Source organism: Amycolatopsis sp. VC5-11, assembly GCF_037034185.1.
In the GTDB taxonomy this organism is placed as follows: Bacteria; Actinomycetota; Actinomycetes; order Mycobacteriales; family Pseudonocardiaceae; genus Amycolatopsis; species Amycolatopsis nivea.
On sequence record NZ_JBAGKF010000009.1, the window covers coordinates 53,058 to 67,670 of the forward strand.

Below are 14,613 nucleotides of genomic sequence, written 5' to 3' on the forward strand. Positions count from 1 at the left end.
CAGACTAGAATCTGTTCTCGTATTGAGCAAGCCCCGATTAACCGGTCGTGAACAGGGCGTTCTTCGGGCAGTTCGTCACCGCTTGCGAAACACGTTCTACTTCTTCCTCCGGAACCGGTCCGATCACCAGGTTCTCGTCGTCGTCGAGATCGAACACCTCCGGCGCGAACCCGACGCAGACCGCGTTCGCCTCGCAGAGCGACCGGTCGACACTGACCTCCATGCTTCCTCCCGTCCGCCACTCCTGGTACAACTAGAACAGGTTCTAGCTTACCGCCGGGGCCCGGTACGACACCACAACGAGACCGGCGGGGTGGAGGTGACGGGTGCGGATCGACTACACGCCGCGGCAGCGGGAACTGGCCGCTGAGCTGCGGGAGTACTTCGCCGAACTGATGACCCCGGCGCGGCGGGAAAGCCTCGCCGCGCCCGGCGGCGAGTACGGCGACGGCTTGGCGTACAAGGAAATCGTGCGGCAGCTCGGCAAGGACGGGTGGCTCGCGCTGGGCTGGCCGCGCGAGTACGGCGGCCAGGACCGCAGCATGCTCGACCAGCTGATCTTCACCGACGAGGCGGCGGTCGCCGGGGTGCCGGTGCCCTTCCTGACGGTGAACACGATCGGCCCCACGATCATGCGGTTCGGCACGCCGGACCAGAAGGCGTTCTACCTGCCGAAGATCGCCGCCGGCGAACTGCATTTCGCGATCGGCTACTCCGAACCGGGCGCGGGCACGGACCTCGCGTCGCTGCGCACGCGGGCGACCCGCGACGGCGACGAGTACGTGGTCAACGGCCAGAAAATGTGGACCAGCCTGATCGAGTACGCCGACTACGTGTGGCTCGCCGCGCGCACCGATCCGGAGGCGCGCAAGCACAAGGGCCTGTCGATCCTGATCGTGCCGACCTCCGCGCCGGGGTTCTCCTGGACGAAGGTGCACACCGTCGCCGGGCCCGGCACCAGCGCGACCTACTACGACGACATCCGCGTGCCGGTCACGTCGCGGGTCGCCGAGGAGAACGCGGGCTGGCCGCTGATCACCAACCAGCTCAACCACGAACGCGTCGCGCTGACCTCGGCCGCGCCGGTGCGGAAAGCGCTGGCCGACGTCGTGGAATGGGCGCGCGCGGAGTCGCTGACCGACCGCGAGTGGGTCCGGACGCATCTCGCGCGCGTGCACGCCTGCGCGGAGTATTTGAAGCTGCGGAACTGGAAAATCGCCTGGGCCGCCGCGGCCAGCGAGCTCGGCCCGGCGGAGGCGTCGGCGACCAAGGTGTACGGCACCGAGATGGCGATCGAGGCGTACCGGCTGCTGATGGAGGTGGTCGGCGCGGCCGCTGTGGTGCGCGACGGCTCCCCCGGCGCGGTGCTCGCGGGACGGCTGGAACGGCTGCACCGCTCGGCGTTGATCCTCACTTTCGGCGGCGGCACCAACGAGGTGCAGCGCGACATCGTCGCCGCCACCGCCCTCGGCCAGCCCGTGACGCGTTAAGGAGTTCTAACGGTGGACTTCTCTCTCACCGAAGCACAAACCGACCTATCCGCACTGACCCGGCGCATTCTCGCCGACCAGGTCACCGCGGAATCGCTGGGCCCGCACGGATCCGGCGGTTTCGACGCTCCACTGTGGACTACCTTGGCCCGCTCCGGCGTCCTCGACGCGGCCCTGCCCGCGACGGTGGGCGGCGGCGGTTTCGGCTTGCTGGAACAGTGTTCAGTCCTGATCGAGATCGGCCGCGCGGTCGCTCCGGTCCCCTATCTGTCGTCCGTCGTCCAAGCTGGCTCGGTGCTCACCGATCCATTGCTCGCCGAGCGCTGGCTGCTGCCGGTTTCGCGCGGTAAAGCCGTGCTCGCGGTCGCTTTGGGCGGTTCGTTCCTCGCTTCAGACGGACGCCTCACCGGTACGCAGACCGCGGTTCCCTTCGCAGCCTTCGCAGACGCCTTACTCGTCGAAGCCAACGACGGCGTGTACATCGTCGAGAAGGACGCTGTCGGGGTCTCGATCGAAGCGCAGTCCACCACGGACCATGCCGACGCGGCTTTGGTAACGCTGTCCGACACTCCCGGAGTCGCTCTCGGCGACGTCGGCGAGCAGCTGCGCCTTCGCGGCACTCTCGGCGCTTGCGCGCAGCAGTTGGGCGTGTTGGAACGCGCACTCGAACTGACAGCTGCGTACACGCGCGAGCGCAAACAGTTCGACAAGGTGCTGGGCAGCTTCCAAGCCGTCCGACACCGGCTCGCCGACGCGTACATCGACGTCGAAGCCGTACGGCTGACGCTGTGGCAGGCAGCCTGGAAACTCTCCGAAGGCCTCCCCGCCGCCGCTGACGTGGCCACCGCGAAGTTCTGGGCCGCCGAAGCCGGACACCGCGTCGCACACACCGCGGTGCACCTGCACGGCGGCGTCGGCATCGACGTCGAGCACCCCGTGCACCGCTACTTCGCCGCCGCGAAGCGCCTGGAGTTCACCAGCGGCGGCGCGACGGAGCAACTGCTGGGTCTCGGCGAACTGGTGGTCAGTCCACCGGCGTGATGTGCCGCAGCCGACGCGGTCCGGTATCCGGCCGCGTCGGCGGTGCGCCGACCACCAACCGTGCGTTGGCGACAAACGCCCCGTCCGGCGACGCGAGGATCGGGTCCAACGCCAACGACCGCACCTCCGGGTTGTCCTCCGCGAGCGCCGCGACGCGCAACACCATGTCCTGCAACGCCGCGAGGTCCGCAGGCTCGTCACCGCGATACCCGGTCAACAAGGGCGACGTACGCGGCTCCCGGATCAGCGTCGCCGCGTCAACGTCCGTCAACGGCACAGCCCGATACGCGCGGTCTCCGAGCAACGTGCTGACCAATCCCGACAGCCCGAACGAAACCAGCGTGCCGAACGACGGGTCGTCCTGCAGCCCAATGGCGCACGACAGCCCCTTCGGCGCCATCTGTTGCACGTACACGTCTTCGTCGCCAGACACCGCGCACAGGTCTCGGTACGCGACGCGTACGGACTCTTCGGACATCAGGTCAAGCCGTACGCCTGCGAAGTCCGGCCGCCCGCGCAACCGCTCGTCGACGGCTTTCAGCGTGACGGGATATCCCAGCTCCGCCGCCGCGGCCACTGCCTTGCTTTCGCTGGCCGCCACCCGGAACGGCACCACGTCCACGCCGTAACAGCTGAGCAACCGCACCACGTCGTCGTCGGAGAGCAGCGTCGAACTGCCGTCCTCCGGCAGCAACTCGCGCACGATCTCCTGCGCCTGCTCCACGTGCAGACCGCTAGGCCGCACCAACGTCCCCTGCGGCCGCTGCCGCCACGCGGCGTACCGCACGACGCGCGCCAACGCGTTCACCGCACGCTCCGGACTCGAGTACGACGGAATCGACCCACGCGTCGGCACCCCGTCGTCCGAAAGCACCGCCAACTCGTGCGGCACGCCTTCCGCGGCGAGGAACGTCGAGACGATCGGCTTCGACTGCTTCACCTCCGACACCGCTTCACGCAACGCTCGCGCGTACGCGGCCCCAGGAATCGCCACGGGCGGCGCGAACACGGCGATCAACGCGTCGGTATCCGGCGAATCCAACGCCTCCCGCACCGCCGTCGCGAACTCGTCCGGCCCAGCCTGCGGCCCGATGTCCACCGGATCGAACGCGAGCCGCAACCCCTCCGCACGGGCGGTGTCGGCGGCCAGCAACCCGATCGCACTGGAGTTCCCGACAATCCCGATCCGCGGCCCCGCCGGCAACGGCTGATGCGCGAACACGAGCGCCGTGTCGAACAGCTGCGCCAACGACTCCACGCGCACGACGCCAGCCTGCTCGAACAAGGCCTGCACACTGGCCTCGTCGACCTCCGCCGACGTCGCCGCGAGCTGCGGCCGCACCGCATGCCGCCCCGACTTGACCGCGACGATCGGCTTCGACCGCGCCAACCGGCGCGCCAGCCGCGCAAACTTGCGCGGGTTGCCGAACGATTCCAGATACAGCAACACCAGGTCGGTATCCGGATCGGTTTCCCAGTACTGCAGCAAGTCGTTGCCGGACACATCCGCCCGGTTGCCCGCCGACACGAACGTCGACAACCCCAGCCCACGCGACCCCGCGTCGGCCAGAATCGCCGTCCCCAACGCCCCCGACTGGCAGAAGAACCCGGTCCGCCCCCGCTTCGGCAACCGCGGCGCAAGGGTCGCATTGAGCCGAACGTCCTTCGCGGTATTCAGCACGCCCAGCGCATTCGGCCCGACCACGCGCATCCCGTGCGCCCGAGCCTCGCCGACCAGCCGCAACTCCGCGTGCAACCCCAGCGGCCCCGACTCCGCGAACCCGCCGGACACGATCACCAGCGTCTTGACGCCCTTGGCCAAACAAGCGTCCAGCACGGACTCGACGGCCTCCGCCGGAACCGCCACCAACGCCAGATCCACCGGATCCGGAATGTCCAGCACCGACGGATACGCCCGCACCCCGCGCACCGACCGATGCTCCGGATTGACCGGATACACCGCCCCCGCGAAATCGGCCGCGAGCATGTTCGCGAACGCGACATGCCCGACCTTGGTGGGATCGGCGGACGCCCCGATCACCGCAACCGTATTTGGATGAAGCAGATTGTGCACACTCCGCGCCTCCGCGGCCTGCTCCCGCGACCGCGCAACGGCGAGCGACTCCTCCGTCGGATCGATGTCGAACTCGAGATGCAGCACGCCTTCCTCGATCGCACGGCTGACCTGGTAACCCGCGTCGCGGAACACGCGCACCATCGCCGCGTTCTCGCTCAACACCTCGGCGACAAACCGCCGCAACCCGCACTCCGACGCCGCGGCGGCGAGATGCTCGAGAAGAATCGACCCGAGCCCGCGCCCCTGATGCTTGTCATCGACAACGAACGCGACCTCCGCCGAAGGCCCGTGATCGAGCCGCTCGTAACGCCCCACCGCGACCACGTCGTCCCCGAGCAAGGCCACAAACGCGACCCGATCGTGGTGGTCCACAGTGGAAAACCGCTCCAGATCCCGCGGCGGGATGCGAGGATAGGCACCGAAATACCGGAAATACCGGGTGCGGTCGGAGAGCCTGCTGTGCAGGGCCACGAGCCCGTCAGCGTCGCTGGGCACGACGGGTCGCAAGTGGACAGTGCCACCGTCGGAGAGGACTACGTCGGCTTCCCAATCGCGGGGGTAGTCGTAGGGGTCACGCTTCCCATCCGCGGCGGGGCTTGGTGTCTCTCCCGACGGGCCGCTCCCGCCCGCCGCGCCCGGCTTCGCTGGCTCTCCCGACGCGCTGCTCGCGCCCGGCCTCGCTGCCGCAGACTCTCCAGCTGCTGCCTTGCCTTCTGCCGCAACGGAATCAGGCCGTTCCGATGCCACGCCACCCGCAGCCGAGTCCGCGCCGGACTCGCCCCGGGCAGGTCCGCCCGGCGAGCCGCTTCCTCCGTGCCCGCCCTCCGCAGCCGATGCAGCAGCTCCGGTCGGCGTCCCGGCTGCACTGGTCCCGCCCGCGGCGTAACGGATTTCGCGTCCGGAAGAGGGCGCACCAGTTCCGCCCGGCTCCCCGGCCACGTTGGCCCCACCTGCCGCATAACGGGCGTCGCGTCCGGAAGAGTCCCCGGGAGTCGGAGCATCGGTTCCGCCGGACCCGCCCGCCGCGTAACGAGCGTCGCTCCCGGAAGAGCCCCCAGGCGTCGCAGCATCAGTTCCGCCGGACTCCGGCGTTCCCACCGCGCTGGGCCCGCCCGCCGCGTAACGGGCGTCGCTCCCGGGGTTCGGGGCATCGGTTCCGCTGGGACCGCTCGTCGGGTGAGTGCCGGGGGCGGGGTCGCCCGGGCCGGGGTTGCCGGGGCCGGGGCGGCGAGGTTGGTCGGGCATGGTCAGTCCCTCGGATCGTCCGGGTCGAGGCCGTGCAGCGGGAAGATCGCGCGGCGGGTGTCGCGGATCGCGATGTCCACCGGGTCGTCCGCGTCGTCGCCCCACGGTTTGAAGGCGGTGTCCTTGCCGTCGGTCATCGCGGCGGGGAGGTCGGCGGCCGGGGCGGCGCGGCGGACCGTCGAGACCCAGCCGGGCGGCAGTGGCGTTTCCGGCGGGACGTCGCGGTCCAGCACGGTCGCCATCAGGTGCGTCCACGAGCGCGGCACGACGCGGATCAGCTGGTATCCCCCGCCGCCGACGGCGAGCCAGCGGCCGTTCGCATAGCGTTCGGCCAGGTCGCGCAGCGTGGAGTAGATGGTGCGGTGGCCGTCTACCGACAGGGACATGTCGGCCATCGGGTCTTCCTCGTGCGAGTCCACCCCGCACTGGGTGACCAGCAGCTGCGGCTGGAACTCCTGCAGCACAGCCGGAACCACCGCGTCGAACGCCCGCAGCCACCCGGGATCCTGCGTATGCGGCGGCAGCGGGACGTTCACCGCGGTGCCCGCTGCCTTGCCCTTGCCGACCTCGGCGGAGTAGCCGGTGCCGGGCCAGAGCGTGAACGGGTGTTGGTGCATCGAAACGGTGAGGACGCGCGGGTCGTCGTAAAACGCGGCCTGGACACCGTCGCCGTGGTGCACGTCGGTGTCGACGTACGCGATGCGGTCGAAGCCGTGGTCGAGCAGCCACGAGATGGCGATCGCGCAGTCGTTGTAAATGCAGAAACCGGACGCGTGATCGCGCATCGCATGGTGCAGCCCGCCCGCGATGTTGACCGCCCGCCGCACCTCGCCGTCGGCGATCTTGCGCGCGGCGAGCAGCGTCGAGCCGACGACCAGCGCGGTCGCGTCGTGCATCCCGGGGAACACGGGATTGTCGTCGGTGCCGAGCCCGTGCCCGACGTCCCACCCGACATCCGGCGCTTCCCGCACGGCGGCCAGGTACTCGGGTGCGTGCACGCGGAGCAGTTCCTCGTCGCCCGCGGCGGTGGGCACGAGCAGTTCGACGCCGTCGAGCACGCCCAGCTCAGTAGCGAGCCGCACGGTGAGGTCGAGCCGGACGGGGTTGAACGGATGCTGCCCGCCCAGGTCGTACTTCAGCAGCGACGGATCCCAGACAACTGCAGGCGACGACATGCTTCGCACTGTACTTCCCCGCCACGCCCCGAGCCGGGTTTCGCGGCGGGGCAGGACTCACCCGCGCGTCACTCCGCATCGCCTCCCCGAGTTACGCAGCAAGACAGCCTCGGCTGCGCGTCATGCCCTAAGCCGGATTTCGCGGCCAGGCAGGTTTCAGCCGCGCGTCCAGACGACGCCGCGTGCTTCGTATTCGAGCATCTCCTCCAGCCCGGCCGCCGCGTCGGAGCCGAGTTCTCGTTTCACCAGCCACAGGGCCAGGTCCAGCCCGCTCGTGATGCCACCCGAGGTGACCACGTCTCCGTCGTCGACCACGCGGGCTTTCTTGAGCACGCCGCCCTGCTGAACGAGCGTGTCGACCGCGCCGTGGTGTGTCGTGCACGGGCGGCCGCGCACCAGTCCGGCCGCGCCGAGCAGCAGGGTGCCAGTGCAGAGCGACGCGAGCGTCAGCCCTTTGCGCGGCGCGGCCGCGAGCGCGTCTGGCAGCACCTTGCGGTCGATCTCCGCCCAGATGCCCGGGCCTTTCCGCTTCCCGTAACCGCCGCCCGGCACGACGATGACGTCGGCGTCCTGCGGTGACCAGCCGCGCTCGACCTCGACCTTCGTCCCGTACGCCGCGCGCACGACGCCCGGCCCGTCCACGCGCACGTATGACACGTCCGTGCCGCGCTTCGCGTGCATGCCCGCTGCGGAGAACACCTCGTACGGACCGGCGAAGTCCTGCTCCTCGACGCCGTCGAACAGCACGACCTGGACCCGCAACGGTCGACGCTCGGCCGTTGCCCCGGTCGTCGCCGCAGCCTCGGCCGGCAACGCAGCCATCGCCGCTCCGGCTGCCGCCGACCCGCGCAGGAATGTTCTCCGCTCCATGAACGCCGCCTCTCGCCTGGAAAAGCCTTCCGGACGAGAAGTCGGTGCACGGCGCGGAAAGTTCCGGCGGAGTCAGCCGCGTTCTGGACCGGTGGCCGCGGGACGCTCCGGATCGCGCGACCAGTGCGACCACGACCCCGCGTACAGCGCGGCCGGCTCCGGATGCCCGGCGACCTCCAGCGCGAGCACCACCGACGACGCCGTGACGCCCGAACCGCAGTAGGCGCCGACCGGGACCCCGTCGGCCAAGCCCAGCGACGCGAACCGCTCGGCAAGCTCGGACGGCGACTTCCAACGCCCGTCCGCACCGGCGTGCTCGGACGACGGCGCGCTGACCGCACCGGGGATGTGCCCGGCACGCGGGTCGACGGGCTCGGTATCGCCGGTGTAGCGGACGTGCGCCCGCGCGTCGAACAGCACGCCTTCGCGAGCGAGCGCCGCCGCGTCGTCCGCCGACAGGACCGGCATCGCGCCCGGCCGGACCTCGATGTCGCCCGGCTCCGGCGAAGGCACTTCGGTCGTCACTTCCCGCCCCTCGGCCAGCCACGCTGCGTAACCGCCGTCGAGCACCGCGACCTCCGGATGGCCGACCCAGCGCAGCAGCCACCAGGCGCGCGCGGCGACCGAACCGTCGGCGTCGTCGTAGACGACCACCGGACGCCCGGCCCGGACCCCGGCTTTCCGCAGCTCACGCTGCAGCACCGCCGGATCGGGCAGCGGGTGGCGGCCGCCCTCGCCGGGCGGCGCGGCCAGCGCCGTGTCGAGGTCGGCGAACACCGCCCCGGGCACGTGTCCCTCCTGGTAAGACTCGGCTCCCGGCGGTCCGCCGAGCCGCCAGCGGACGTCCAGCACGACAGGACGGTCTCGGTCGGGGAACGCGGCGAGCTCAGCGGGCGAAATCAACGGTCGCATGCCCCCATCCTGCTGGTCCGGACGCGGTTCGCGCATCAGGGCAGGACTTTTCGCCGGGGCCGGGCCGTTACGCCGAGGCGGGCCGTCGCTGTCGGGGCCAACGACTACGATGAGCTACGCGGACGAAGGGGACAGCGTGAACGATCTCATCGACACCACCGAGATGTACCTGCGTACCATCTACGAGCTCGAAGAGGAAGGTGTCGTCCCGCTGCGGGCCCGGATCGCGGAGCGCCTGCAGCAGAGCGGGCCCACCGTGAGCCAGACCGTGGCCAGGATGGAGCGCGACGGGCTGGTCGTCGTCGCGGACGACCGGCACCTGCAGCTCACCGACCACGGCCACGACCTCGCCGTCGCGGTCATGCGCAAGCACCGGCTCGCCGAGCGCCTCCTCGTCGACGTCATCGGGCTCGAGTGGGAGCACGTGCACAACGAGGCGTGCCGCTGGGAGCACGTGATGAGCGAGGCCGTCGAGCGCAAGCTGGTGAAGCTGCTCGACCACCCGACCACGTCGCCGTACGGCAACCCGATCCCCGGCCTCGACAAGCTCGGCGACGGCGATCCCGCGCCGCGCGCCGAGGACGGCCTGGTGCGCCTCGACGAGTTCGCCCGCACCGGCGGCGGCGAGGTGGAGATCCGCCGCATCGCCGAGCACGTGCAGCTGGACGAGTCGCTGCTCACCGAGCTGCGGACGGTCGGGATCGTGCCCGGCGGCCTCGTCACGGTCGGCAAGGCCGTCGGCGGCAGCGTCACCGTCGAGGTCAAGGGCACCGAAACCACGGCTCAGGTGTCCACCGCGGCGCTGCACGCCGTGCTGGCGCTCGCCAAGTGACCCCGGCTGCCGACGCGGCGCGCGCGTTCCAGGAAGTCCACGGGCGGGCCCCGGCAGGCGTGTGGTCCGCGCCCGGCCGGGTGAACCTGATCGGCGAGCACACCGACTACAACGACGGTTTCGTGCTGCCCTTCGCCCTCCCGCACCGGCTGGCCGCGGCCGCGGCCCCGCGCGAGGACGGCAAGCTCCGGGTCGCCACCCTCGGCGACGACGGGCAGCTGCAGCACTCCGGGCCGCACGACATCGCCGCGCTCGAACCGGGTTCGGTCGACGGATGGGCCGCGTACCCCGCCGGGGTGGCGTGGGTGCTGCGCGACCAGGGCTACGCGGGCGGCGCCGACCTGGTCATCGCGGGCGACGTGCCGTCCGGGGCGGGGCTTTCCTCCTCTCACGCGCTGGAATGCGCGGTTTCGCTGGCCCTGCTGGGCGTGGCCGGGGTGGAACTCGAAGACGGCGGAGCGGGCACTCCCGCACGACCCGAGATCGCGCGCTGGGTGCAGCGGTCGGAAAACGACTTCGTCGGCGCGCCCACCGGGCTGCTCGACCAGACGGCGTCGCTGTGCTGCGAGGAGTCGCGGGTGCTGTTCCTCGACGTCCGCTCGGGCGAGATGGAGCAGGTGCCGTTCCCGCTCGGCGAGGCCGGGCTCCGGGTGCTGATCATGGACACCCGCACCAAGCACTCCCACACCGACGGCGGCTACGGCGCACGGCGGAGCGGAACCGAGCGCGCGGCGGAACTGCTCGGCGTGAAGGCCCTGCGCGACGTCGCGCTCGACGGGCTCGACGAGGCCCTCGCGCAGCTTCCCGAGGACCTGGTTCCGCTGGTGCGCCACGTGGTCACCGAGAATCAGCGGGTGCTCGACGTGGTCGCGTTGCTGCGCGAGAAGAAGCTCGCCGAGATCGGGCCGCACCTCGACGCCTCGCACGTGAGCATGCGCGACGACTACCGCATCTCGACGCCGGAACTGGACCTCGTGGTCGATTCGGCCCGCTCGGCCGGTGCGCTGGGCGCACGGATGACCGGGGGCGGGTTCGGCGGCTCGGCGATCGCGCTGGTCCGCGACGAGGATCTGGACGGAGTGCGCACCGCGGTCGAAACCGCCTGCGAGCAGGCCGGGTTCCGCCGCCCGCGGATGTTCACGGCGGTGCCGTCGCGCGGCGCGGGCCGCGACGAAACCTGATTTCCGGAGCAACCCCCGGAGGGTCCGTCGCGTCGCTCTGAGGGGAGACTGTGCCGCAGAGTCGCCACCCCTCAGCAGAAAGGCCTTGACGTGACGGACCAGCAAAGCCCCCTGAAGCTCATCGTGACGGGCGGCGCGGGGTACGTGGGCAGCGTGTGCGCCGCCCGCCTCATCGAAGCGGGTCACCAGGTCACCGTCGTGGACGACCTGTCGACCGGGCACGCGGACGCGGTGCACCCGCAGGCGCGCTTCGTCGAGGGCGACGCCGCCGAGGTCGCCGCCGACCTGCTCGGCGAAGGTTTCGACGGCGTCCTGCACTTCGCCGCGAAGTCGCTGGTGGGCGAGTCTATGGCCGACCCGGCGAAGTACTGGGAAGGCAACGTGGTGACGTCGCTGCGACTGCTGGAGGCGATGAAGAAGCACGGCACGCCGCGACTGGTGTTCTCCTCCACCGCGGCGACCTACGGCGAGCCTGACGTCTCGCCGATCCCGGAAACGGCCCCGACGCAGCCGACCAACACCTACGGCGCGTCGAAGCTCGCCATCGACCACGCGATCACCAGCTTCGCCCGCGCACACGGCCTCGCCGCGGTCAGCCTGCGCTACTTCAACGTCGCCGGCGCGTACGGCGCGTTCGGCGAACGGCACACCACCGAAACCCATCTCATCCCTCTCGTCCTCCAGGTCGCGACCGGCGACCGCGAGCACATCTCCATCTACGGCGACGACTACCCGACGCCGGACAAAACGGCCGTCCGCGACTACATCCACGTGGTCGACCTCGCCGACGCCCACCTCCTCGCCCTGCGCCACGCCGCCGCCGGCGAGCACCGCATCTACAACCTCGGCAGCGGCACCGGGTTCTCGGTGCTGGAGGTCGTGGAAGCCTGCCGCCGGGTCACCGGGCACGCGATCCCCGCCGTGGTGGCCCCGCGCCGCGCCGGCGACCCGTCGGTGCTGGTCGCGTCGAGCGACAAGGCCAACGGCGAACTCGGGTGGACGCCCAAGCTGACGGATCTCGACGGGATCGTGTCGGACGCTTGGCAGTTCACCCGGTCGCGTCAGTCCTGACGGCGGTTTCCGGCCGCTGCGGGCCGGGTGTGCTTTTCGGTGCGGGTCGGGGATTCGGATGGATCCCCGCCCCGGCATCGTTGCGGCGAGTGTTGTTCGGGCACACTGACGCCGGACGCCGAAAGTCCACTTAGGACTTATCGGCGCGACGGCAACGGTGAGCGACGCGGACGGAATTCGGCTCGCCCGCTTCCATCACGAGCAGCAAGGTTCCGCACCGCGTAACGGGGCCAGGCGGAATCCGCCGCGGGCACCCACCACGGATGGCGGAGTTCGGATCCCATGCGACCGCTGGTCCGCGCGATGGAACGCCAAACGGAAGACGACTCAAGCGCTTTCACCGGGCATGGTGAGGTTTCGCCTGCATCCGACCGCCGCCCCGCACCACACGCAGCGAACACCACGCAGTCCGGCTCACCCGAAGCCATTCCGGCGCACTGCCAGGAAGCCTCATCCCGTCACCGTGGCGGTGAAACCATGACTCACCCCTCTCTGGCGAGGAAATACAGCTCCGGCATCCGTCATCTCATCCCCCGTGGCGGCCCCGATCTTCGCCCCTGGCCAGGATCCTCAGCGCTCCCCGGCTCCGGCGGCGGGGTCAGACCGAGATCGGCCACCGTGCTGAAGTCGGCTAGGCCGGTCAGTTTCGCTGGGTCCGTGCCGATGTTCCAGGCAGTCTGCAGCAGCTGCGCCACCAGATGTTCCGGGTCGGCTTCCACGGCGTTCGCCAGTGCCATCCCGGCTAGTGCGCCTTCCCCGCGCATCAAGGCGGTATAGCCGAGATGCAGTGCGGCTTCGGCTCGGTGCGGCGGGGGCAGTTCGCGGACCAGGGTCAGCCATACCTCCTCCGCCTCGCGGGTCAGCGACGTGTGCGGCGGGACCGCGAGGGCCATGCAGGCGTCGCGGATCGGGATGAGCATCAGCGCGTGGGCGAGCCGGACGGCTTGGTCGTCGTCGGGAGGTCCTTCGCCGTGACGTTGGCGGAGGAATGCGGCGCGGAGTTCGGTTACCGCGGCGTCCAGGACATCGCTCGCTGACATGTCTTGGCCGCACAACGGTTCTGGGGACGCCGCCAGCAAGTCGGCGCGGCGGGCGATCGCTTCCGGGAAGCGGGGTTCCAGCACCGCGGCCAGTTCTTCGCGGCTGCGGAAGATGACGAAACCAGCCTCGGTGGTCGCGGCGGCGAGGACGGTTTCTTGCGGATCTGGCAGCACACCGCCGCAGTCCGGGTCCCGGTAGCACAACCATGGCGCGCCGGGTTCGATCTCGGGGGTCCACAGTGCGTGGAACAGGCGGAGGTTGTGCCGCGCCAGGCCGCGTTCCAGTTCGGCCGCGAGCGTCTGGTGGGGTGGGCCGTTTTCATCTGCTGAACCGCCGACGATGACGGCGGTGACGCCGTTGTGCTCGGGGTCGTCGAAGCGCGGGATCAGCGCATCCGCCTGCTGTGCTTGGAGTTCTCGCGGCGGGAGGTCGGCGCGCACCATCAGGCCGATCGTCGTGCCGGGGACGCGGTGGCCCAGCAGCACAAGGGAATCAGCCGGACGGAATCCGAGGAGGTACGGGAGCGAGGCGATGAGGTCGGCCGGGTTGCTGAGGGTGGCCCGGGAGATGCCGGGCGGCGTCGAGGTGGTCACGCCTCCACTCTGCGCCGCGCACAAGCGAATCGGGGCCGGCAAGGCAAATCTGTGGACCACAGCAGGCAGTTGTGGACAACCAGGTCCCGAGTGAAGAGGACCGAGGGAAATTGTCGGTGCTGTGTGCATAGCCAGGCACTGTCCACAATAGACAAAAATGCTGCCGGAGCCGATCAGGGCTCCGGCAGCATCGGCAGAGGAAACTCAGCCGCAGTGTTCGAACGGGCTCTCGTACGCGGACGAGCCGACCGAACCGCCCCACCTGACGCAGGTCGAACCGGCGCTCTTCTTCACCGGGCCCGCGTAGTAGGTGAAGTTCCCGGAATCCGTCGCCCTGGTCGAGCCCTTCACCTCCAGGAACGCCGAAACCGGGCTGGCCGTCCCGAGGGAGACCGCCTTCAGGGTCGTCACGCAGTTCTCTTTGGAGGACGAGTTGTACAGCAGGTACGCGGTGCCCGCCGTCCCCAGCGCCTGCTGGTCGATCACCGAGAAGCCCGACCCGCACACCTGCGTCGCCGAGTACGGGTTGCCGCCGCAGCCGTTCTTGCTCGTGAAGTCCTTCTTGCCGTAGTACGGCACCGCGACGCCGTTCAGCACGGCCTTCTGCGTCACGCCGTTCAAGTTCTCCTCGAAATGCAAGTGCGGGCCGGTCACGCCGCCGGTCGCGCCCGCTTTGCCGATCTCCTTGCCCTGCCCGACCCTCTGGCCCACCGAGACTTCCTGCTCGGACAGGTGCGCGTACCGGGTCCGCCAGCCGCCGCCGTGGTCCAGTTCGATCCAGCGGCCGTAACTGGTGCTGCCCTCGTTCGCGACGCGGGTGACCGTCCCCGGCGCGGCCGCGAGGACCGGCATGCCGGTGATGCCGGACTTCTGGAAGTCGACCGAGTTGGCCGGGTTGTGGCCGCTGAAGGTCGCCGCGGTGACCGTGACGCCGCATTTGAACGGCACCTGGAAGTTGGGGGCCGCGGACGCCGTCGACTGGGCGGCGAGCGTCAGGCCGCACGCGGGCAAGGCCACCGCGGCCGCGACCGCCGCGAACCGTCTCAATCTGGACATGGGGCGTACCTCCTGGTGGGGGAAATGTC

At 70.3% G+C, this 14,613-nt stretch carries 12 protein-coding genes; 5 read left to right on the forward strand and 7 right to left on the reverse strand.

Translation table 11 applies throughout. The features are described 5' to 3' along the window. Positions 1-37: 37 nt before the first annotated feature. A complete protein-coding gene (locus WA670_RS25720; RefSeq protein ID WP_037809816.1) occupies positions 38-223 on the reverse strand; it encodes a ferredoxin in 186 nt (61 codons plus the stop codon). Between the two features lie 103 nt (positions 224-326). Here WA670_RS25720 and WA670_RS25725 point away from each other — a divergent pair, with 103 nt between their 5' ends. Then, complete coding sequence (locus WA670_RS25725; RefSeq protein ID WP_134730208.1) at positions 327-1,490, forward strand: acyl-CoA dehydrogenase family protein; 1,164 nt, start codon at positions 327-329, stop codon at positions 1,488-1,490. A 12-nt stretch (positions 1,491-1,502) separates the two neighbouring features. Beyond that, complete coding sequence (locus tag WA670_RS25730; protein ID WP_275291417.1) at positions 1,503-2,531, forward strand: acyl-CoA dehydrogenase family protein; 1,029 nt, start codon at positions 1,503-1,505, stop codon at positions 2,529-2,531. On the opposite strand, the gene WA670_RS25735 is transcribed toward WA670_RS25730, so the two are convergent. The 4 genes from WA670_RS25735 to WA670_RS25750 all read right to left on the reverse strand — a co-directional run bounded on the left by WA670_RS25735 (position 2,515) and on the right by WA670_RS25750 (position 8,810). Then, entirely contained in the window at positions 2,515-5,547 is a 3,033-nt protein-coding gene (locus tag WA670_RS25735) for a bifunctional acetate--CoA ligase family protein/GNAT family N-acetyltransferase (RefSeq protein WP_442893129.1), read from the reverse strand. The genes WA670_RS25730 and WA670_RS25735 overlap by 17 nt on opposite strands. A gap of 308 nt (positions 5,548-5,855) precedes the next feature. Beyond that, the gene (locus WA670_RS25740; RefSeq protein ID WP_037809812.1) at positions 5,856-7,028 is read right to left on the reverse strand and encodes an acetoin utilization protein AcuC; all 1,173 of its coding nucleotides are present in this window, start codon (positions 7,026-7,028) and stop codon (positions 5,856-5,858) included. Positions 7,029-7,184: 156 nt separating this feature from the next. Next, a complete protein-coding gene (locus WA670_RS25745) occupies positions 7,185-7,898 on the reverse strand; it encodes a DJ-1/PfpI family protein (RefSeq protein ID WP_134730210.1) in 714 nt (237 codons plus the stop codon). A 72-nt stretch (positions 7,899-7,970) separates the two neighbouring features. Next, the gene (locus WA670_RS25750; protein WP_134730212.1) at positions 7,971-8,810 is read right to left on the reverse strand and encodes a sulfurtransferase; all 840 of its coding nucleotides are present in this window, start codon (positions 8,808-8,810) and stop codon (positions 7,971-7,973) included. Between the two features lie 109 nt (positions 8,811-8,919). Here WA670_RS25750 and WA670_RS25755 point away from each other — a divergent pair, with 109 nt between their 5' ends. From WA670_RS25755 to galE, 3 genes are all read left to right on the forward strand, one after another. Further along, on the forward strand, positions 8,920-9,642 hold the full coding sequence (locus WA670_RS25755; RefSeq protein ID WP_078870312.1) for a metal-dependent transcriptional regulator: 723 nt from the start codon (positions 8,920-8,922) through the stop codon (positions 9,640-9,642). Next, positions 9,639-10,823 carry a galactokinase gene (gene galK, locus WA670_RS25760; RefSeq protein WP_134730214.1) on the forward strand — a complete coding sequence of 395 codons (1,185 nt, stop codon included), beginning with the start codon at positions 9,639-9,641 and terminating at the stop codon, positions 10,821-10,823. Before WA670_RS25755 ends, galK begins: the two co-directional genes overlap by 4 nt. Before the next feature lie 90 nt (positions 10,824-10,913). Beyond that, on the forward strand, positions 10,914-11,894 hold the full coding sequence (galE, locus tag WA670_RS25765) for a UDP-glucose 4-epimerase GalE (protein ID WP_238607595.1): 981 nt from the start codon (positions 10,914-10,916) through the stop codon (positions 11,892-11,894). Between the two features lie 521 nt (positions 11,895-12,415). On the opposite strand, the gene WA670_RS25770 is transcribed toward galE, so the two are convergent. Both WA670_RS25770 and WA670_RS25775 read right to left on the reverse strand, forming a co-directional pair. Beyond that, positions 12,416-13,528, reverse strand: coding sequence for a DUF4192 domain-containing protein (locus WA670_RS25770; RefSeq protein WP_336159107.1), 1,113 nt, complete (start codon positions 13,526-13,528; stop codon positions 12,416-12,418). A 204-nt stretch (positions 13,529-13,732) separates the two neighbouring features. Then, positions 13,733-14,584, reverse strand: coding sequence for a M23 family metallopeptidase (locus WA670_RS25775; RefSeq protein ID WP_275291424.1), 852 nt, complete (start codon positions 14,582-14,584; stop codon positions 13,733-13,735). Positions 14,585-14,613: the final 29 nt, after the last annotated feature.